General features: G+C 40.6%; 19 protein-coding genes and 1 other RNA gene. 8 read left to right on the forward strand and 12 right to left on the reverse strand.

Annotation, left to right across the window (positions count from 1 at the left end; genetic code table 11):
- The first annotated feature begins 815 nt into the window (after positions 1-815).
- Together IEX12_RS04060 and IEX12_RS04065 are read left to right on the forward strand one after the other, a co-directional pair.
- Positions 816-1859 (forward strand): C40 family peptidase, encoded by a 1044-nt coding sequence (locus tag IEX12_RS04060; RefSeq protein WP_088050410.1) that lies wholly within the window; start codon positions 816-818, stop codon positions 1857-1859.
- A gap of 103 nt (positions 1860-1962) precedes the next feature.
- Positions 1963-2325, forward strand: a complete 363-nt coding sequence (locus tag IEX12_RS04065; RefSeq protein ID WP_088050411.1) for a DUF2512 family protein — start codon at positions 1963-1965, stop codon at positions 2323-2325.
- Between the two features lie 120 nt (positions 2326-2445).
- Here the strand turns inward: IEX12_RS04065 and IEX12_RS04070 are convergent, their stop codons facing one another.
- Both IEX12_RS04070 and IEX12_RS04075 read right to left on the reverse strand, forming a co-directional pair.
- A complete protein-coding gene (locus tag IEX12_RS04070; RefSeq protein WP_088050412.1) occupies positions 2446-3036 on the reverse strand; it encodes an HD domain-containing protein in 591 nt (196 codons plus the stop codon).
- On the reverse strand, positions 3036-4706 hold the full coding sequence (locus tag IEX12_RS04075; protein WP_102415173.1) for a formate--tetrahydrofolate ligase: 1671 nt from the start codon (positions 4704-4706) through the stop codon (positions 3036-3038). Before IEX12_RS04075 ends, IEX12_RS04070 begins: the two co-directional genes overlap by 1 nt.
- A 522-nt stretch (positions 4707-5228) precedes the next feature.
- On the opposite strand from IEX12_RS04075, the gene IEX12_RS04080 reads away from it, so the two are divergent.
- Positions 5229-5429: a cold-shock protein gene (locus IEX12_RS04080; RefSeq protein WP_088050414.1), complete on the forward strand. Its 201-nt coding sequence runs from the start codon at positions 5229-5231 to the stop codon at positions 5427-5429.
- A gap of 69 nt (positions 5430-5498) precedes the next feature.
- Here IEX12_RS04080 and IEX12_RS04085 read toward each other — a convergent pair whose 3' ends face one another.
- On the reverse strand, positions 5499-6008 hold the full coding sequence (locus IEX12_RS04085) for an isoprenylcysteine carboxyl methyltransferase family protein (RefSeq protein WP_188724724.1): 510 nt from the start codon (positions 6006-6008) through the stop codon (positions 5499-5501).
- Entirely contained in the window at positions 6005-7093 is a 1089-nt protein-coding gene (locus tag IEX12_RS04090) for a type III polyketide synthase (protein ID WP_102415171.1), read from the reverse strand. Before IEX12_RS04090 ends, IEX12_RS04085 begins: the two co-directional genes overlap by 4 nt.
- Positions 7094-7302: 209 nt before the next feature.
- On the opposite strand from IEX12_RS04090, the gene IEX12_RS04095 reads away from it, so the two are divergent.
- The 4 genes from IEX12_RS04095 (at position 7303) to IEX12_RS04110 (ending at position 11069) form a co-directional block, all read left to right on the forward strand.
- Positions 7303-7449: a cytochrome c oxidase subunit 2A gene (locus IEX12_RS04095; protein WP_088050417.1), complete on the forward strand. Its 147-nt coding sequence runs from the start codon at positions 7303-7305 to the stop codon at positions 7447-7449.
- 33 nt (positions 7450-7482) lie between these two features.
- Positions 7483-7986 (forward strand): cupredoxin domain-containing protein, encoded by a 504-nt coding sequence (locus IEX12_RS04100; protein ID WP_088050418.1) that lies wholly within the window; start codon positions 7483-7485, stop codon positions 7984-7986.
- Positions 7986-9644, forward strand: coding sequence for a b(o/a)3-type cytochrome-c oxidase subunit 1 (locus tag IEX12_RS04105; RefSeq protein WP_102415170.1), 1659 nt, complete (start codon positions 7986-7988; stop codon positions 9642-9644). The genes IEX12_RS04100 and IEX12_RS04105 overlap by 1 nt, the downstream gene beginning before the upstream one ends.
- Before the next feature lie 387 nt (positions 9645-10031).
- Positions 10032-11069 carry a multicopper oxidase domain-containing protein gene (locus tag IEX12_RS04110; RefSeq protein ID WP_102415169.1) on the forward strand — a complete coding sequence of 346 codons (1038 nt, stop codon included), beginning with the start codon at positions 10032-10034 and terminating at the stop codon, positions 11067-11069.
- Positions 11070-11212: 143 nt separating this feature from the next.
- Here IEX12_RS04110 and IEX12_RS04115 read toward each other — a convergent pair whose 3' ends face one another.
- From IEX12_RS04115 to IEX12_RS04150, 8 genes are all read right to left on the reverse strand, one after another.
- A complete protein-coding gene (locus tag IEX12_RS04115; RefSeq protein WP_188724725.1) occupies positions 11213-12715 on the reverse strand; it encodes a carboxypeptidase M32 in 1503 nt (500 codons plus the stop codon).
- Positions 12716-13858, reverse strand: a complete 1143-nt coding sequence (locus IEX12_RS04120) for a THUMP domain-containing class I SAM-dependent RNA methyltransferase (protein WP_188724726.1) — start codon at positions 13856-13858, stop codon at positions 12716-12718.
- A gap of 161 nt (positions 13859-14019) precedes the next feature.
- Positions 14020-14399: RNase P RNA component class B (rnpB, locus tag IEX12_RS04125), an RNA gene on the reverse strand.
- Between the two features lie 63 nt (positions 14400-14462).
- Entirely contained in the window at positions 14463-14765 is a 303-nt protein-coding gene (gene gpsB / locus IEX12_RS04130; RefSeq protein ID WP_088050423.1) for a cell division regulator GpsB, read from the reverse strand.
- Between the two features lie 404 nt (positions 14766-15169).
- Positions 15170-15574, reverse strand: a complete 405-nt coding sequence (locus IEX12_RS04135) for a cytidine deaminase (protein WP_088050424.1) — start codon at positions 15572-15574, stop codon at positions 15170-15172.
- A gap of 68 nt (positions 15575-15642) precedes the next feature.
- Positions 15643-15996, reverse strand: coding sequence for a DUF1798 family protein (locus IEX12_RS04140; protein WP_088050425.1), 354 nt, complete (start codon positions 15994-15996; stop codon positions 15643-15645).
- Between the two features lie 109 nt (positions 15997-16105).
- Positions 16106-16312, reverse strand: coding sequence for a hypothetical protein (locus IEX12_RS04145; protein WP_188724727.1), 207 nt, complete (start codon positions 16310-16312; stop codon positions 16106-16108).
- 434 nt (positions 16313-16746) lie between these two features.
- The gene (locus IEX12_RS04150; RefSeq protein WP_102415166.1) at positions 16747-17706 is read right to left on the reverse strand and encodes a DUF2515 family protein; all 960 of its coding nucleotides are present in this window, start codon (positions 17704-17706) and stop codon (positions 16747-16749) included.
- Between the two features lie 133 nt (positions 17707-17839).
- Here IEX12_RS04150 and recU point away from each other — a divergent pair, with 133 nt between their 5' ends.
- A complete protein-coding gene (gene recU, locus IEX12_RS04155; RefSeq protein WP_102415165.1) occupies positions 17840-18430 on the forward strand; it encodes a Holliday junction resolvase RecU in 591 nt (196 codons plus the stop codon).
- The last annotated feature ends 5 nt before the right edge of the window (positions 18431-18435 follow it).

Here is an 18435-nt window from a genome sequence, read left to right on the forward strand (position 1 = left end):
AAAGCCCGTAGATAATTTAACCCCTTCAAAAAATTGAATGATGAAGGGTCTAGCTTTGTATTGGCTTTTCTCGATAAGTGTTTTCATACAAAAGTATATAAATTTAGGCTCTATTCTGCTCTCAGCAGAGTAAGCCACGTCCGGCTCCAGCGCCCAGCGGCTAGTGTGCAACACCCGCCTCCGTACGATAAGTCAACATCGGTTCGGGTAGGAAGGAAGGCCGACTAAGAACGGCCTTTGCGGCCAACGTCGGCATACCCTATGAAGGGGCATGTTTCCTTTATCTCCTGCGTAGGAATGTTCGGTTAAAACCGCTGCTTTGCGCAGCAACACCGAACCACCCTGCTTGGCAGGGCGCAGTCCATACGCCGCTAAACGGCGCTTGCGCCTTTGTTCTGGATAAAACCGAATCATTCTTTCATTCATTGTAACATAAACGTAATCTCCTGTAGATCATAAACCATTAATTTCGGCATAAAACTGTGTAGAGGATGTTCAAAATCCCGGTAAAAATGACGTTTCGAGATTTCTATTAGCATTTAAGGTTTTTTACTCAAATCGTCCACGTCAATAGACAACAGGTACGTCCTGTGCAAGCCCGATCCTTGCCGAATACCACTTCTTTTTTGCGTGCGATGCATACTTTGGAGTGCTTTCCCCTGGTGCTCTCATAAAGCCACCTCCAAGTTGGACGCACAAGACGTACTGGCAGCGGTGTTGCAACAGGATGCCTCCAGACGTTAACCGACCTCGTTCCTGTTTATCCTCCTTTTGAACACCATTAGAAGAACAAAAAAGGGAAAGGAGCTCGTTGCATGATAAATATACTGCCAGAGCAAGTTGTCAAACAATCCGTGCTATACAGCTTTGTATTAAGTCAGCCGCTCGCTGTTTATGTTGATGCATATCCTGTCCTGCAAAACAAACTTCTATTGGAAGCAGAAACTCTTTCCTACGGCGAACATGGAGAAACAGTTCGTGTATTACAGCAAAAACTGAATAAATTATCCTATTATGACGATCAAACGGATGGTGATTTTGGTATCCTGACAGAACATGCATTAAAAAAATTTCAACAGGATAATAATGTTGTCGTAACAGGCCAGGCAGACATTCAAACGATATATAGATTAATTGAAGCGGAAAAGGCAATGTATCTAGAGCAAATAAAGGACTTATCTGATTCTATTTATCCTGGATTGCATAGCAAAGATGTTAAAGTAGTTCAACAAGCATTGCATTATTTTGGATATTATGAAGGGGAAATTGACGGCATTTACGGACCGATGACAAACAGGGCACTTGAAACCGCTGAAGACGAACTTGGAATTGAGCTTACGAATGAAGTTACACAACAAAAGCTCTCAGCATTATACAAAAAGGCTGATGCAGAAGGAAGCAGCCGCCAGGAAAAAGTAGTCGAACAAGAGTCACAGCCAGAGGAACAAAACCAGGTAGCAGATAACCAGAAAAGTAAAGTTATGAATTTGGAAGTGACAGGAAACAATAACGCTGAAATCGCACAAGCCGCTACCCAATACGTTGGCACCCCCTATGTATGGGGAGGAGAATCGCCAGGTGGATTTGATTGCAGCGGATTCATTCAATATGTATATCAAACCCATGATATTACTACACCAAGAACGGTTAGTGATATCTGGAATTTTGCCTCACCTGTTGACAGCCCCTCAGTTGGTGATCTGGTCTTTTTTGAAACCTATAAACCAGGTCCGTCACACATGGGAATCTATTTGGGTGACGGAAAATTTATCCACGCCGGGGAATCACGTGGGGTCGAAATAAGCGAAATGAACAATTCCTATTGGGAAGCAAAATATTTGGGAGCAAAACGGATTTAAACACGTAATGTAACATGGTCTTTTGAACAAATCCACTCATTTTGTAATAATCTCGTCAATATGGTGAATACTAGGCGTAATCATATTTAAAGGTGGGATAAAAATGAGTGGATTTATCGTAAAATTAATTGTCTGTCCGGTAGGCATTATACTTGCTTCATGGATTTTTCCCAATGTTGATTTTGCTTATTGGTATCAGCCAATTATCATTGGTGTCGTTTTGGCAGTTATCGGCTATTTTATGGAAGTATGGATGTTACGTGAGAACACAAATTGGTTAAGCACGGCAATTGATTTTATTGTCGCGTCACTAGTAGTTTATTTCGGAGCGATGCTTTTTGTCGATACAAACGTTACCTTCTGGGGAGCGGTCCTAACTGGTCTTCTCATCGGAATAACGGAAATATTTCAGCATTATTGGCTGTTGCAAACCGGAAGAGCACAGAAAGAACCTGTTGGTGATTAAGATTAATACAAGATAAAAACAAGTCGGGCAGGGTGGTTCCTTGCCCGACTTGTTTTAAAAAGGCCGCCAAAAAGATTGATTTTCGATTAAGTGATTTTGAGTACCTAAACCGGCTATTTTTCACCACTCCTTGAAAAATCGGGCCAAATATTCCTCCATGAAGAGGTGTCGTTCAGCTGCGATCCGCTTTGCTGTTTTTGTATGCATCCCAGCTTTTAATTTCAACAATTTATCATAAAAATGCTGGATCGATGTCTTATCCCTATTCGTATCATGATAAATCAACTGCCCTCTGACCCCTCCATAGGCAAAGGTTCTGGCTATGCCAATCGCACCAATAGCATCAAGCCTGTCTGCATCCTGAACTATTTTTCCTTCGATTGTTTCCGGTATCTGCCCTTTGCTGAAAGAAACATCCTTCATTGCCGTTTTTATTTGTTTTAACCATTCATCTGTAATGTCAATTGATTGTAAAAATAAATCTGTCTCTTTTAATGCTTTTTCAGGATCGGCAAAAAGTTTATGATCGCCGACGTCATGGAGCCATGCTGCTGCCTCACAAATGAACGTATCCGCATTTTCTTCCTTTGCAATCAAGCGCGCCATTCGTGCAACACGTTTCATATGAAAAAAATCATGGCCAGTTGCATCGTCCTGGAAAAGCGGGAGACAATAATTTTGTATTTTTAGTAACTGTTCCCCTTTTTCCATTAAAATAATCCTGCAATCTTGCCATCAGCTGTAACATCCATATTTAATGCGGCTGGATGCTTGGGCAATCCAGGCATTGTCATCATCTCCCCCGTCAGAACAACGATAAATCCTGCACCAATGGAAGCACGCAATTCTCTGATTGTTATGGTGAATCCTGAAGGCCTTCCTAGTAATGCCGGGTTATCGGATAATGAATATTGTGTTTTGGCCATGCAGACAGGCAGATTACCCCAGCCTTGCTGCTGATAAAATTGCAGTTGTTTTTTTGCTTTCGCAGCAAATTCGATATCGACTGCACCGTAAACCTTTTGAGCTATTTTCCGTATTTTGGTTTCCAACGGCTCGTCTAATTCATACACTCGATTAAAATGACGTTCTTTTGTGTTCGCTTTTTGAACAACCTTTTCTGCTAATTCAATACCACCTTCTCCCCCGTGTGCCCATACATCGGTTAGGGCGACATCAATTCCTTTTTCCCTGCACCATGAATGAATAAAATTTGTTTCCTTTTCGGTATCTGTCGGAAACTTATTAATTGCCACAACATATGGCAAGCCAAAGTGTTCAATTGTTTCGATATGCTTTTCAAGATTAGCCATGCCTTGTTTCAAAGCTTCCACATTTTCCGTCGTCAACTGGTCTTTCTCAACACCGCCATGCATTTTTAATGCTCGGACGGTTGCAACAATGACAACTGCACTTGGTTCAAAGTTACCGGCCCGTGTTTTAATGTCCAAAAATTTCTCGGCACCCAAATCAGCGCCAAATCCCGCTTCGGTTATAACATAGTCGCCTAATTTCGCAGCTGTTTTTGTTGCTAAAATGCTATTACAGCCGTGAGCAATATTGGCAAATGGGCCACCGTGAATGATTGCCGGCGTGTTTTCCACCGTTTGCACCAAATTTGGTTTGATTGCCTCCTTCAGCAGTAACGCAAGCGCACCTTCTATTTTCAAATCCTTAACGGTTACTGGTTTTTCCTTAAACGTATAGCCGATAACAATCCGAGCCAACCGTTCTTTTAAGTCGTCCAGTCCAGTTGCAAGGCAGAGAATTGCCATTATTTCCGAGGCAACGGTAATGGTAAACCCATCTTCTCTTGGAACCCCTTGTTTAGGACCGCCCAATCCGACAACAATTTGCCTTAACACACGATCATTCATATCCAGCACTCGTTTCCATTCAATTCTTCGGGGGTCAATCTGCAACTTGTTTCCCCGTTGAATATGATTGTCAATCATAGCCGATAATGCATTATTCGCACTTGTTATGGCGTGCAAATCACCGGTAAAATGTAAGTTTATATCTTCCATCGGGAGTACCTGTGAATAACCGCCGCCAGCTGCTCCCCCTTTCATCCCCATTACGGGTCCCAGGGAAGGCTCACGTAACGCAATAATCGCTTTCTCCCCAATTTTATGCAGTGCTTGTCCCAGCCCAACTGTAACCGTTGATTTTCCTTCGCCAGCCGGGGTTGGATTAATCGATGTAACTAAAATAACCTTTCCGTCTGGTACGCTATTCAATTTCTTCAGCAGCCTATCGGACAATTTTGCTTTCGTATGTCCGTAAGGCTCCCAGTCATCTTCCGTTAAATCAAGACTTTCAGCTATTTCTCTGATTGGTTTCAGTTTCGCTTCCTGAGCAATTTCAATATCTGTTTTCATCCTGATTACTCCCTTCCCCATCCTTTATTTATGAAGACGCCTTCATTATAACGTGAATGGCGGTAAAAATATAGCTATAAGTAGGGGTTCAAAAATCATTGAATTGCGTCTTGAAAGTCAAGGCGGCGCGATTGAAAGCACCAAGGAAAACTTCTCATAATTCACATTGCAAGCGGGAAAGGTGCAATATTAGCCAAAAAAACGGAGAAGCAAGCAAGTGCCTGAGTTGGCCGCCTATCATTTTCTGAGCTTCCTGAACATCCCCTAAAAGATCTGAAAAAATAGTGAATTTTTAAGGCTAATTCTTGACGAGGCAATTAAAATAAGCTATTATTTACACAAGCAAAGAAGATGTATGGAATCATGAACGGCAGGCAGCTTCTATAGAAGTGGATGTAACTTATGATCCTACGCTTCTATATGGGTTGCCTTTTTTCTATCATCCTGCTTTGTATTATCACCACGTTTTAGAGGATGTGTATGCATGCTTTTGCGTGAAAGTTTTAGGGAGGATTTAATACAATGGAAAACGGAGTAGTAAAATGGTTCAACGCGGAAAAGGGTTATGGATTCATTCAAATCGAGGATGGAAACGATGTATTTGTACATTATTCCGCAATTCAAGAAGAAGGTTTCAAAACACTTGAAGAAGGACAAGAAGTGTCGTTTGAAATTGTTGAAGGTGAACGTGGCCCGCAAGCAGCTAATGTAGTAAAAAAATAATTTAACGAATATACTAAAGCGGTAATCACACTGGATTACCGCCTTTTGCGTTTTATTAAGGTTGTATTCTCACGTCGCTTTTGTCAATGCCCTCTCTTCGTTTGGTATCCGTAATTTTAACAGCCCAAGGTGCAGGAGCGGGAACAGGATTGCGGTAAAATAAGCACCGACTAAAAGCGGAATGACAAACAGTTCCACTAACACAATCAAGTAATTTGGATGCTTCATATATTTATAAGGCCCCTTCTTAATAAGTGATACACCAGGCAGTACAATTATTTTTGTATTCCAAAACCTGCCTAACGTATGGATGCACCAAAACCTGCCTAGCTGGGCAGCGATAAAGATCGTGACCAAAAAGTAATTTAATTGCCGCTCTGCAGTATCATTTGCTGAGGCCTCAAAAATGACAGCAAGAAAAAACAACACGTGGAGCATAATGAACCATTTGTAATGTTTTTTGCCTTTCTCAATTCCCCCTCGCGCCTTCATCCATTTCTCATTACTTTTTGCGATAAACAGCTCTGCCAACCGCTGACAGATTATTACACCAATTAATAAGCCCATCCATGTCGTCATTTGTTCCACTCCAATAATAATAGTTCTGAACTAAACCCCGGTCCCAATGCAGATACTATACTCTGCTCTTTTTCCTTGACCGTTTCTTTCATCCATTCAAGTAACACATAAATCACCGTGGCCGAGGACATATTTCCGTGGTTTCGTAACACTTGATACGAATGCTCCAGTTTTTCCGCAGTAATACGTAATGTCTCCTCCATCGCCTGTAACACTTTCTTTCCACCTGGGTGAACGATAAACGAGTGAATCGATTTTTCTGTTAAATTAACGTTTTGCAAAAATGTATTGATATGGTCTTTCCAAAGTGTCCGGACAAGATTGGGGATACTTTTGGAAAAGACAACTTCCAGCCCATTGTTGGTAATATCCCAGCCCATCACAGGGAGACTGTTTTTCTTTGTAAACGAACTTGTACGTTTTATTTTAGGTAAGACTTTTGTTCGGTAAAAACGATAGGAAGAATGATTGCCACACATCAATACAGCACCGGTTCCATCACCAAATAATGCACTGCCAACCAGATTGCTCTTTTTATGATCATCTTTTTGAAATGTTAAACTGCATAATTCCGCGCATACAACCAGTACTGTTTTGTCAGGGTGTCCCTCGAGAAAATCATATGCCCGGGATAACCCGATTGCTCCCCCCGCACAACCAAGACCCCACAATGGCATTCGCCTCACATCTTCCCGAAACGGGCGTTTATTGAACAAGTGCGCATCAATTGATGGTGTGGCAATACCAGTGCTTGAAACAAAGATAATCATGTCGATTGCTTCATATGGAACAGCTTTGTTCAAAAATTGCTGATTTAGAAGACAATGATCAATCGCCTCAAGTGCATATTGACAGGCGTACATTTGATATAAATTATTTTTTTCCTGAAATGTATGGCTTTCTTTAAACCAATCTTTCGCTACCGCAAATTGCCGTTTCGTTATTGCAGCATGATCAAAAACCGGCAGTAGTCTTGCTAACTGTTTTTCTGTGTATGGGAATAACTCACCTACCAGTCCCTTTATCTCCTGTTGGGTGATTTCGTAGTTGGGAATACCGACACCTGCTGAACAAATGTATGTCATATAATCACCTTTTTAAAGATAGTCTGTGTTATTTGATGATATTTATGACAAATCCGCTCCATGACCATAAGGAATTGAATTTTTTTCTAGCAAAGGATGTCAAAATTGTGACTTTTGGTTTATTTGTGAGGTTTGTCACAGTTTACCTATTCAGATTAAGTAGAATGAAAACAAAAGACAGCTATTATTGCTGAAAAGGAGGGAATGAGATGGCCGGTTTGCCAAAGAAAACAGATGAATCGAGTACACAAAAGAAAAATCCAGAGTTAAAAGGTACCTTTATATCTGTCATGTTGCTAGGTGTGTTTATTATTGTTAGTTGGGCAGGTGTGTATGCATTATTTATGTCCAGATAAGTTTTGAACACACATTTGAAAGGAGTATCAATTATGCATTTACACAAATATGAAAAGATCTGGTTATTATTTGGAATTGGTTCATTAATTGTCTTTTTAGTCGTAATTGGAGTCGGTGCTTTTTATAAAGGAACACATCCGCAAAGCCATATGATGACGATTGATCCCGAAAACATCGAAGCAAATGAAGCCTTCCAGCCGGATAACCTCGGACTGACAAAGGTTGATGATAAGCAATACATTGTGAATGTTGCTGCTTCCGCGTTTAATTATGATTTGGGAAAAAATGATGATGGGTCACTGGTTAAGAAGTTAAGTATCCCCAAAGGTTCTACTGTTTTATTTCAAGTAACCTCAAAAGATGTTGTTCACGGTTTCTCATTAGCTGGAACAAATGTCAATATGATGGTCGAACCTGGTTATATAAGCAGCTATGAAACGATCTTGGAGGAGCCCGGAGAATACACCTTATTATGCAATGAGTATTGTGGGACAGGGCACCATCTTATGGGAGCGATTGTGGAGGTGACAGAATAATGTTAAGTGAAACATTACAATTAACGAAAGCGAATAAAAAACTTTCGCTGGCTTTTATTGCTGTAGCATTTATTTCTTTATTAATCGGTGGTTTGATGGGACTTCTGCAAACACTAGTCAGATCCGGCACCTTGACCCTTCCGTGGGGAATCGATTACTATCAGATATTAACCGTTCACGGGGTTATTCTCGGTTTAGTCCTGACAACGTACTTTATTATTGGGTTTCAATATGCATTAATGGGTAAAACAGTTGGAATGACCGTAAAGGAACGGAAAATTGCCTGGCTTGGCTTTTGGGTGATGCTTGTCGGGACAATTATGACTGCAACAACTATTTTATTAGGAAAAGCGAATGTACTTTATACCTTTTATGCACCACTTAAGGCACATCCCGTTTTTTACATTGGTTTGGCGCTGGTCATTATCGGCAGCTGGTTCGCCTGCTTTGTTAATTTTCATCAGTTGTATCGATGGAAAAAAGCGCATAAAGGGGTAAAATCGCCACTATTAGCATTTATGGTTGTGGCAAACATGATACTATGGTTAATCGCAACGCTTGGTGTTGCTGCTACCGTACTTGTCCAATTCATTCCATGGTCATTAGGCTATGCAGAGACAATTAACGTACTAGTCAGCCGGACTTTATTCTGGTATTTTGGCCATCCATTAGTCTATTTTTGGCTGCTGCCGGCATACATGGCATGGTATGCGATTATCCCGAAAATTATCGGTGGTAAAATATTTAGTGATTCACTTGCCCGTTTAGCGTTTGTTTTATTTATCATGTTCTCGATTCCGGTTGGATTTCACCATCAGCTAACAGAACCGGGAATTGATCCAACATGGAAATTCATTCAAGTTGTACTAACATTTATGGTCATCATCCCATCATTATTAACGGCGTTTTCGTTGTTTGCCACATTTGAAATAACCGGAAGAAAAAAAGGGTTTGGCGGCTTGTTCGGCTGGTTTAAACACTTGCCATGGAAGGATGTACGCTTTTTCGCACCGATGATCGGTATGCTGGCCTTTATCCCGGCAGGAACTGGCGGGATCATTAATGCGTCCCACCAGCTAAACGCTGTTGTCCACAACACTATCTGGGTTACCGGACATTTTCACTTAACGGTAGCTACAACGGTTATCTTGACGTTTTTTGGTATCTCCTACTGGCTTATCCCGGTTTTGACCGGTCGTAAGCTGACGGCGAAGATAAACAGACTGGGGATTATCCAAACGATCATTTGGACTGTTGGAATGTTCTTTATGTCCGGATCCATGCACATTGCTGGACTGCTTGGCGCACCAAGGCGCTCTGCTTATTCCACATATAGTGGTACAGAGCAGGCATCGGACTGGATTGGTTATCAGATTGGTCAGGCAATTGGTGGTACTATTTTATTTATAGGTATCTTATTAATGGTATACATCTTTCTTAATCTCACCTTTTTCGCGCCAAAAGGTACAGAGGAATTTCCGATTGCTGAAGAGGAAAAAGATGCAGAGCCAACACCTAAATTCCTGGAGAACTGGAAGCTTTGGATTGGCTTAACAGTAGTACTCATTCTTTTCGCTTATACCATTCCATTTATGGATATTATCCAGCATTCGCCACCAGGGTCACCACCATTTGATTGGCCAATTGGAAATTCTTAAAATAGGAACTGCTTTAAACCCGAGACGCATTGGTTAGAACCAATGCGTCCTTTCATGTTTTATAGCTTGTTAACTCTCTCAATTTATTGTGAATTAAATCACAAATATAGCGAAAGATAACATATTTTATTCCCTTCAATCACCCCCACTATTATTACTATATCAAGGTTATTAACCATACTAATCACATTAATTATCAGTCAAATATTGTTCACATACGCACAATACATCTGTGATCTGGATCACGCTTGTCAACTGTCTTTATCAACTAAACTGAAAGTGAGGATAAGATAAACCATTCAGTCATTCGGTAGAACAACTTAAGTCTTTTATGACTGGATGGAAAAGCTCTACTTATCCATCAAAACATTTATGGGGTGAGTAATCATGTTTAAAAAGCTTGGGTTTCGTGCAATTGTCGGACTAAGTTCATTAGTACTACTGCTAGCTGCTTGTGCAAATGAAACAAATGAAACCAAACCAGAAGTATCTCCCGATCTTGAAAAAGCTACTGAAACCGTGAACGCAAAAACACCAAATGTTATCAAGCAACACGCGGATCTTAATGAAAAACCAATCCCTTTGGAAATGGAACGAGATGGATCAGATGTATACGTGAAGATGACAGCCCAAATTTCCGACATTGAAATTGACGAAGGAAACGTTTATAAAGCATGGACATTTAACGGTCAGGCGCCGGGTCCGCTAGTTGTAGTAAATGAGGGTGATACGATCCATTTTACATTGGAAAATCATGATCCGGCAATCCCACATAGCATGGATTTCCATGCGGTACACACAGCTCCAAGTAAAAATTTTACCGATGTTGCACCAAATGAAGAAGGAACATTCTCTTACCAGGCATCCAATCCTGGAGTATTTATGTATCACTGCGGGACAGACCCTGTTCTCTCTCACATCGCAAATGGAATGCACGGGGTGATTATTGTCAAGCCAGCTGATGGATACCCGACAGATCAGGAAGTGGATAAAGAATATGTTGTTATTCAAAACGAATGGTATAAATACAATGATCTGGATGATATGACAAATGGTGTACCATCTCACGTCGTATTTTCCACAAAGGCACTGCATCAAGGCCAGCCAAATACAAATGGTACAGTTGGAGCAGTTATCCATTCACCGCTTGAGGCCAAGGAAGGTGACAAAGTACGGATCTACGTAAATAATGTTGGACCAAATGAAGTAAGCAGTTTCCATGTGATCGGAACTATGTTTGATGATGTATACATCGATGGTAACCCGGCAAACCACTATAAAGGAATGCAAACGATCATGCTGCCAGCTAGTGGAGGAGCAGTCGTCGAGTTCACTTTAAAAGAAGCTGGCGACTATAAATTTGTTACACATCAATTCAATCATGCTACAAAAGGTGCTGCCGGATTAATCAAAGTAACAAAATAACCAATATACACCCTAAATAAAGCGAAACTTCCTTCAGTAGGAGTGATCCCCTTCCTGCCCTACCTTTACGTTTTTTGTTTTACTCACGCTTAGAGGTAGTGGGTATTCCTGTAAAAAACAGGAGAGCAGCGCTCCCCTGTTTTTTACAGGTTATAGATATCGGTATATTTATTGGTCAGGTAAGCAACCAAATAATCCGGATTTAACGATTCATTTGTTACTTCATTAATAATTTCTAATGGTTTTTTCATTTTTCCGTATTGATGGATGTTTTTTGTAAGCCATTGTCTAATTTGGGCAAAATCGCCATTTGCTATTACACTATCAAGATTCAGATCTTTTGCCATTGCATGCTGGAACTGTGCCGCATACATGTAACCGAGTGCATAGGATGGAAAATAGCCGAAATCGCCGCCGGCCCAGTGAATATCCTGTAATACACCTTCCCGATCAGTTGGCGGTTTTATCCCAAGATAATCCACCATCTTTTCATTCCACAGATGTGGCAAATCGGCAACCATAATATCACCATTAATCAATGCCTTTTCCAGTTCATAACGGATCATGATGTGGAGTGGATAGGTTAATTCATCTGCTTCGATCCGGATGAATGATGCTTTCACCTCATTAACTGCACGGTAGAAATCATCAAGTATTACGGTATCGAAATGGCTTGGTGCATACGATTTAAACAGCTGATAATGGGTTTGCCAGAAAGCTTTGCTGCGTCCGACAAAATTTTCCCAAAATAACGATTGTGATTCATGGATGCCCATTGAAGTTCCGGCTGCAAGTGGTGTTCCAGCAAGCTTCCCGCTGATATTCTGCTCGTAAAGGGCATGTCCCCCTTCATGGATGGTGCCAAACACAGCCATTCGGAAATCTTCCTCATCGTACCTCGTTGTAACCCGGACATCGTTCTGATTTATTCCAATTGCAAATGGATGAATCGTTTCATCAAGCCTGCCAGAAGCAAAATCATACCCCATCTGCTTTAAAACGTCTAATGTAAATGCCCGTTGATCCTGCTTCGGAAAGTGTCCGGTTAATACAGAAGGATCCGGTTTTGTACTGCTTTGATTGATTTGTTCAAGTAAGGACGTTAATGATTTTCTGAGCTTGGGAAATACATCATCCAAAGTCTTTGTCGTAACCCCTGGCTCATATTCATGTAAAAGGGCATCATAGATGTTATCTTCATATCCCCAATAGTTCGCAAATTTTTTATTGTAATCAACTAATTTTTCCAAATATGGCTGAAACATTAAGAAGTCAGCTTTCTCTCTTGCCTCCTGCCAAACAGCCTCTGATTTTGCTTGCAGCATGACATACGCTTTGAATTCGTCGTGCGGAATTTTTTTATTGCGTTCGTACGTTTCTTCACAATCCTCTACTGTTTTCGCGATTACCTCGTCCCCCGTTTTGTCTTTTAACATATCAATAAAATATTTCATTTTCTCCGAGGTTTCCAATTGATGCAGTTTTTCGGACAGGAAGCCAACAACCTCTGCCCGCTGTTCTATACCTTTTTTCGGGATTTTTGTCCGCATATCCCATTGCGTCAGTGCGATTGCTTCCCGATAAGCATTCTGTTCCTTCAATAATTCCCGAAAATCCTTTTCCAATAGCGTTGTATTATTTTCCATTTAAATCTCTCCCCTCTGTCTCTTTCCAAAGTACTGGTAATAATCAGTACGAATGAATCCATTAAAAAGTTTTCGCTTTTTCGTTGCTTTTTGTCCATAATGCTTTTCAAAATCTTGAAATGCAGTAAGAATGTACACACTCCAGCTTGGATGGTCTTTCATGATATTCCCCAGGTCTTTGTACATCGTTGCAATGGTCTTATGGTCCCCTATTCGCTCACCATATGGCGGATTACCAATGATATAACCATTTTGTTTGCGGATAAATAAATCTTTCACTTGCATTTGTTTCCACTGGATTAAATCGCCAAGTCCTGCCTCTGTTGCATTATCCATTGCGATTTTTACCATCTTATGGTCGATATCTGTGCCAATGATATCAAGCTGCTGATCATAATTTGCCAAATCCTCCGCCTCTTCAAACGCCTGCTCCCAAACGGAACCTTTTATGAATCCCCAATTTTCCGAGGCAAACTCCCGGTTAAATCCAGGTGCAATATTTTGCCCAATCAGTGCTGCCTCAATCGGGATCGTACCGGAACCGCAAAATGGGTCAATAAATGTATCATCTGGTTTCCAATTCGTTAGCAGGACAAGTGCTGCAGCCATTGTTTCTTTTAATGGTGCTTCCCCTTGACCAACCCGATATCCGCGTTTATGGAGCCCTGTCCCGGACGTATCAATGGTCAGTTGGGCAGTATCCTTATGTAGTGCAACCTCCACCTTGTAAAGTGCACCTGTTTCCGGCATTTTTGTCGCTAGTCCATATTTCAGTTTCAATCGTTCAGCAATTGCCTTTTTTACAATAGCTTGACAGTCTGGGACACTATGTAATATTGATTTTACCGATTTGCCAGATACGGGAAATTGCCCATCTTCACTTATAAAATCTTCCCAAGGCAGTGCTTTCGTCTGTTCAAATAGCTCATCAAATGTTTTCACGGTAAATTCGTCAACAAGCAAGCGAACCCGATCGGCTGAACGAAGCCATAAATTACAACGTGAGATTGCTGAAACTGGTGCTCGAAAGCGTACTTTACCGTTTTCAACCTCTGCATCATAACCAAGTTCTTTTACTTCATTTGCAACGACAGATTCCAATCCCATTGCCGCTGTCGCGATTATTTTTACATGGTGTACCATACCTTCACTCGTTTCCTTTATGTAGATTACTTTTAGTTTACCATTCTGTTACGAAAAGTAAAAAGAAAACCAGACAACAAATCTTAAAACACAAAAAACCTTTCTACTCGGCAAGTAATATGCCAATAGAAAGGTTTGGTTTCGTTTTCGACCATTGAATACTCGATAAGCCATGTTCTGTTCCATTGTACTCCATCGGTGGTCAGCCTTGTACTTTGGTCGTAATCATCTATCTACAAGCGAATAGCTTGTCCCTTTTTCGGTTCATTTCCCTACTAAAGGATGCCCCTACCATTATTTGGGTTGCTCACTCGCGGGGTTTACCTCGTTCCACTCCAGGCGTTTCCACCTGGACTACGTCACTGTGGCACCTTCAAGGAGCGTATTCCATATCATTTTAGACTATAGGAATTTCTCCTGCCGTTAACCAATGAAGGCTACCTTGACTTATGATTTCGTCAAGCACGAACACTACAAACGTCTCAGTTTGTGTGAGCATGGACTTTCCTCTGCATGTGACATGCAGCGATTACACAAGTATTCAATTCTCATCTGTAAACAGTATACCACATTTTTCGTGCTGTTTCACTGTTAAAAAAAGTACTTATTGAGAGTCGGCGACATTTTTGCCAAATACTGCTTTTTCCAGGTTCGATAAACGTTTTAAAATGTCATAATTAACCTGATGATTCGGTGCTTGTGTCCGTGTTCTGGTTTGATCAGAATGTTTTCTTAATCGCTCATTTTCTTGTTCAAGCCGTTCGATTTCCTGTTGAAATGCTTCATAGTCTTGTATGATTGTATCTAGGAATTCATCTACTTCTTCCTGGTTATAACCGCGCATAGCTGTTTTGAAATTCTTCTCGAGAATTTCTTTTCCACTGAGTTGAATGCGATTCACGTTCATTGTTATCATCACCTCATATTCTGCACAAAGTTCATCTATATTTTTTCAAATAAACAAGCTAATGTCAATTTTAATTGTATTAATCTTTTTTGTATATATGCCATTTTAAATAAGAAAAGCGGAAGCGCCCGTTTAGCAACGTACAAACTGGAGCACTCCGCAATGAGATAAAGGAAACATGCCCCTGCAACAGGGGTATGCCGACGTTGGCCGCAAAGGCCGTTCTTAGTCGGCCTTCCTTCCTACCCGAACCGATGTTGACTTATCGTAGTGTAGGAGCGTGAAGTTTGCTAGTTGCTGGGCGCTGGAGCTAGACATGGCCAACTCTGACGTAAGCAGAATAGAGCCTAAATTTTTATACTCTCTTTACTTTTAAAAAAGAAGCTGGATAACAACAGCTCCTTTTAATTTGACCTTGCCATATCATCTGACTGGAACGAAAAAGGTAATAGTTCTTCAACAGTGACTGTTTTTGTATTGTTGTCCAGGTTTGCCAAATGGACATGCATTGATTTGTCGAAAAACTCACTCATTACCTGACGACATGATCCGCATGGTGGGACTGGCCTTTCCGTATTCGCTGCAACAGCCATTTCTTTAAAGTCTGTTTCTCCATCTGAAATTGCTTTAAAGATAGCAACCCGTTCCGCACAGCAGGTAACCGGGAATGCTGCATTTTCAATATTGCATCCAGTATACACTTTCCCTGTACCGGTTAGCAAAGCTGCACCAACCGGAAAGTTTGAATAAGGAACATACGCTTTTTCTGTCATTTTTTTTGCCTCATTGATTAAACCCTCTTTGTTCATTCCGCTTTCCCCTTTCACTCCAAGTGGAAAGTAATTATACGAAACAATGCAGTGAATGTAAAGCGCTTTTAATCCGTTATTTCCCTTTGTAATTGATCGAGGACGTAATGGATGGAATGATTCAATTCCATATAGCGCTTCCGTTTTACATCGATATAAAAACTGTGCATTAAAAGCAGTTCCAAGTTTTCCCGTGTTGACTGTACTTGCTGTGGGTGGACATTTGCTTTCCTTTGTTTGATCGCTGTTAGTGCGTTCTCTTCCCAATCTTCCACAAGTTTATATATTGGTGAAGTAGTTTCTTTTACATATGAAAAGAATTCCTTATCTCTTTTATCTTTTGGAGGATCATTATGTTCATACTGTTCCTTCAATTGATCTAAATATTTTTTTAATGTTTCGGTTTGTTCCTTTAGTTCCATTATCGAAAAACCGCCCTTTTGATAAAGTCTCTTTTACTTTATCATGAATAGAGGGCGGTTTGCACGACTTTCACCTGCTTATTGGTCGGCCAATAGATCCGAAAAGAGTTCATTTTACATGGTTTATATTTGCTTGTATTTTGTTAATCTTTTTTTGCTGAGAATAGAATGCATCAACGATTTCATTATCCACTTGCATCGTTAATTTTTGATCAACCCATCTTAACTGATCTGATATTTGCTGCAATGAATTTGCGAATGTTTGCCTATCCATTCCATTATTCGAATATGATAGCCTTCGAGCCGCGATTGTCACCTTCCTCACCCCTTCGCTCGTTATTATGTTTACATATTTAATTCGGTAAAAATGAAATAGTCCCTTCCCATTCGACAAAACTAGAAAAAAACAGTTAAAACTAGTGCCAAGACTTATTTTTTCTCTAAAATTAGACAAGCTAATAACAAAGGCGTAAGCGAACCGATGTTGACTTATCGTACGAAGGCGGGTGTGTCCACTAGCCGCTGGGCGCTGAAGCCGGACGCGGCCTATTCTGATTCAAGCTGAATAGAGCTGGAATTTTACGCTTTTTATCCTAAGAAAAAGGAGGCATGCAGAATGAAGAAACAGGAAAATAAACGCAAGACCGATGAAAAGCAACAAAAAGATCAACGTGGGTATGGAAACAAAAAATTAGACGGCCCTAATCGGCCATCGACTTAACTACAAAATCGGCTTCAAGGCCGATTTTTTTAATTTGATTTCCCCATGATGGCATTTTTAATACGGCAGTAGGCAAATAACATTTTTCTCTTATGATAGAAGGACGAACCGACGTCGTTAAGCTCCAGATCACCTGGCAATTCTTCCAGCCATTTATTCTTCATGCCCCCCAATACATACCAATCATTACGAATAGTATCTTGATGGGAGATTATTGGATAAGCAACACGCAGCAATGGGCTTTTAGGTACGCGTATATTCAGAAAACGCTCATAATCGCGACGGGAACCAGTATGTTCAATGTTGCGGGCAAAATCCAGCAGCTTCCCATAGACGTCCGGATGGAAAATCATCGTGGCAAGTCGTTTTCCTAAATTGACCCGCTTCGTCAGGTTCGTAAAATCGTGCACAAACGAACCATATAATACAGTCGATCTTGTCGGTAACAGGACGGCATTCATGAATAAAAAATCCTGCAAGAGGTATGGAAGTCTTAAAAATACTCGATACTTGAAATAAGTCTGTTTAATGACGGGAAGCTGAATGACGTTTTGCTCATTAATGATCAAAGCAATCATTAACCTATCATCATCGTGATTTTGCCAAAAATGGTACCATTCATTGGCCATAAACCTGGAAACACGTAATTCCGGCAACAAATGAAACAATGGGGTTTTCTGTTGTTTGGAAAGTTGATAAAGCAATAATTGCGGATAGGCGTCAGAAAAAATTAACCAGTTTGCCCGTTCATAGGTCATGAACAAGCGCTCCCGTTTCTCCTTGCCAAGAAGTGTTTGGAAAGCCGGCAGGCGAAGATCCGTCATATTCCACCCAGCGTTTCGGGAAACGATACTGGCAATAAATGACCATTTTATTTCTGGAAACCGGAGATAAAAGTTTTGGTATGCTTTTGTTCGGGTAATGTTATCAAGATTATGCTCTTTTGTCGTCTTTATTATATAATAAAGATAATCGTGTTTTGTCTGCATGATGCTCCCACTCCTAAGCAGGTTCCATTATTCTATTGCTTAGGTTCCGTTTTTGCGGATTGGATTATGCATTAACAGTTATCAAGCGCCAGTTTTTCTGTTATGATACTGTAATATGCAAGGGGGAATGGGTATGAATTATCCGAATGGAAAAAAACATCATAGCCTGCAAAGGAAAGGTGAAGCCGAAACAAAAGACAGCTTTAGTAATCGGGGGATGACACTGGAAGAAGATATTAATATAACAAATGTATATTATTTAGAGAGTGATATAGCCGTTATTCATAAAAAACCAACTCCTGTACAAATCGTTAACGTTCATTATCCAAGGCGGAGTGCAGCGGTTATTACGGAAGGGTATTTTAAGCAAGCATCAACAACAGATTATAATGGTCTGTATCGGGGAAAATATGTCGATTTTGAGGCAAAGGAAACAAAGCATACATCACGATTTCCACTTGCAAATATTCACGATCACCAGATCAGACATATGCAATCGATTGTAAACCATGGTGGCATTTGTTTTATACTGATCCGGTTTGCTGTTTTGGATGAAACTTATTATGTGCCTGCTGAGAAGCTTTTTCCGTATTGGCATGATAAATTAACCGGTGGACGCAAATCAGTCCCCTATCAAACCATCAAACAAAACGGATACTCTATCCCCTTTCACTTTCAAAAAAGAGTGGATTACTTGCGGGTGATTGATAAGCTTTATTTTTAGAGACG

The organism is Lentibacillus populi (genome assembly GCA_014642895.1).
GTDB classification, from domain to species: Bacteria; Bacillota; Bacilli; order Bacillales; family Amphibacillaceae; genus Lentibacillus_C; species Lentibacillus_C populi.

Excerpts from the sequence above, each read along its gene's own strand:
- IEX12_RS04060 (WP_088050410.1), top strand. The coding sequence starts at position 816 with ATGATAAATATACTGCCAGAGCAAGTTGTCAAACAATCCGTGCTATAC.
- IEX12_RS04065 (WP_088050411.1), top strand. The coding sequence starts at position 1,963 with ATGAGTGGATTTATCGTAAAATTAATTGTCTGTCCGGTAGGCATTATA.
- IEX12_RS04070 (WP_088050412.1), bottom strand. The coding sequence starts at position 3,036 with ATGGAAAAAGGGGAACAGTTACTAAAAATACAAAATTATTGTCTCCCG.
- IEX12_RS04075 (WP_102415173.1), bottom strand. The coding sequence starts at position 4,706 with ATGAAAACAGATATTGAAATTGCTCAGGAAGCGAAACTGAAACCAATC.
- IEX12_RS04080 (WP_088050414.1), top strand. The coding sequence starts at position 5,229 with ATGGAAAACGGAGTAGTAAAATGGTTCAACGCGGAAAAGGGTTATGGA.
- IEX12_RS04085 (WP_188724724.1), bottom strand. The coding sequence starts at position 6,008 with ATGACGACATGGATGGGCTTATTAATTGGTGTAATAATCTGTCAGCGG.
- IEX12_RS04090 (WP_102415171.1), bottom strand. The coding sequence starts at position 7,093 with ATGACATACATTTGTTCAGCAGGTGTCGGTATTCCCAACTACGAAATC.
- IEX12_RS04095 (WP_088050417.1), top strand. The coding sequence starts at position 7,303 with ATGGCCGGTTTGCCAAAGAAAACAGATGAATCGAGTACACAAAAGAAA.
- IEX12_RS04100 (WP_088050418.1), top strand. The coding sequence starts at position 7,483 with ATGCATTTACACAAATATGAAAAGATCTGGTTATTATTTGGAATTGGT.
- IEX12_RS04105 (WP_102415170.1), top strand. The coding sequence starts at position 7,986 with ATGTTAAGTGAAACATTACAATTAACGAAAGCGAATAAAAAACTTTCG.
- IEX12_RS04110 (WP_102415169.1), top strand. The coding sequence starts at position 10,032 with ATGTTTAAAAAGCTTGGGTTTCGTGCAATTGTCGGACTAAGTTCATTA.
- IEX12_RS04115 (WP_188724725.1), bottom strand. The coding sequence starts at position 12,715 with ATGGAAAATAATACAACGCTATTGGAAAAGGATTTTCGGGAATTATTG.
- IEX12_RS04120 (WP_188724726.1), bottom strand. The coding sequence starts at position 13,858 with ATGGTACACCATGTAAAAATAATCGCGACAGCGGCAATGGGATTGGAA.
- gpsB (WP_088050423.1), bottom strand. The coding sequence starts at position 14,765 with ATGAACGTGAATCGCATTCAACTCAGTGGAAAAGAAATTCTCGAGAAG.
- IEX12_RS04135 (WP_088050424.1), bottom strand. The coding sequence starts at position 15,574 with ATGAACAAAGAGGGTTTAATCAATGAGGCAAAAAAAATGACAGAAAAA.
- IEX12_RS04140 (WP_088050425.1), bottom strand. The coding sequence starts at position 15,996 with ATGGAACTAAAGGAACAAACCGAAACATTAAAAAAATATTTAGATCAA.
- IEX12_RS04150 (WP_102415166.1), bottom strand. The coding sequence starts at position 17,706 with ATGCAGACAAAACACGATTATCTTTATTATATAATAAAGACGACAAAA.
- recU (WP_102415165.1), top strand. The coding sequence starts at position 17,840 with ATGAATTATCCGAATGGAAAAAAACATCATAGCCTGCAAAGGAAAGGT.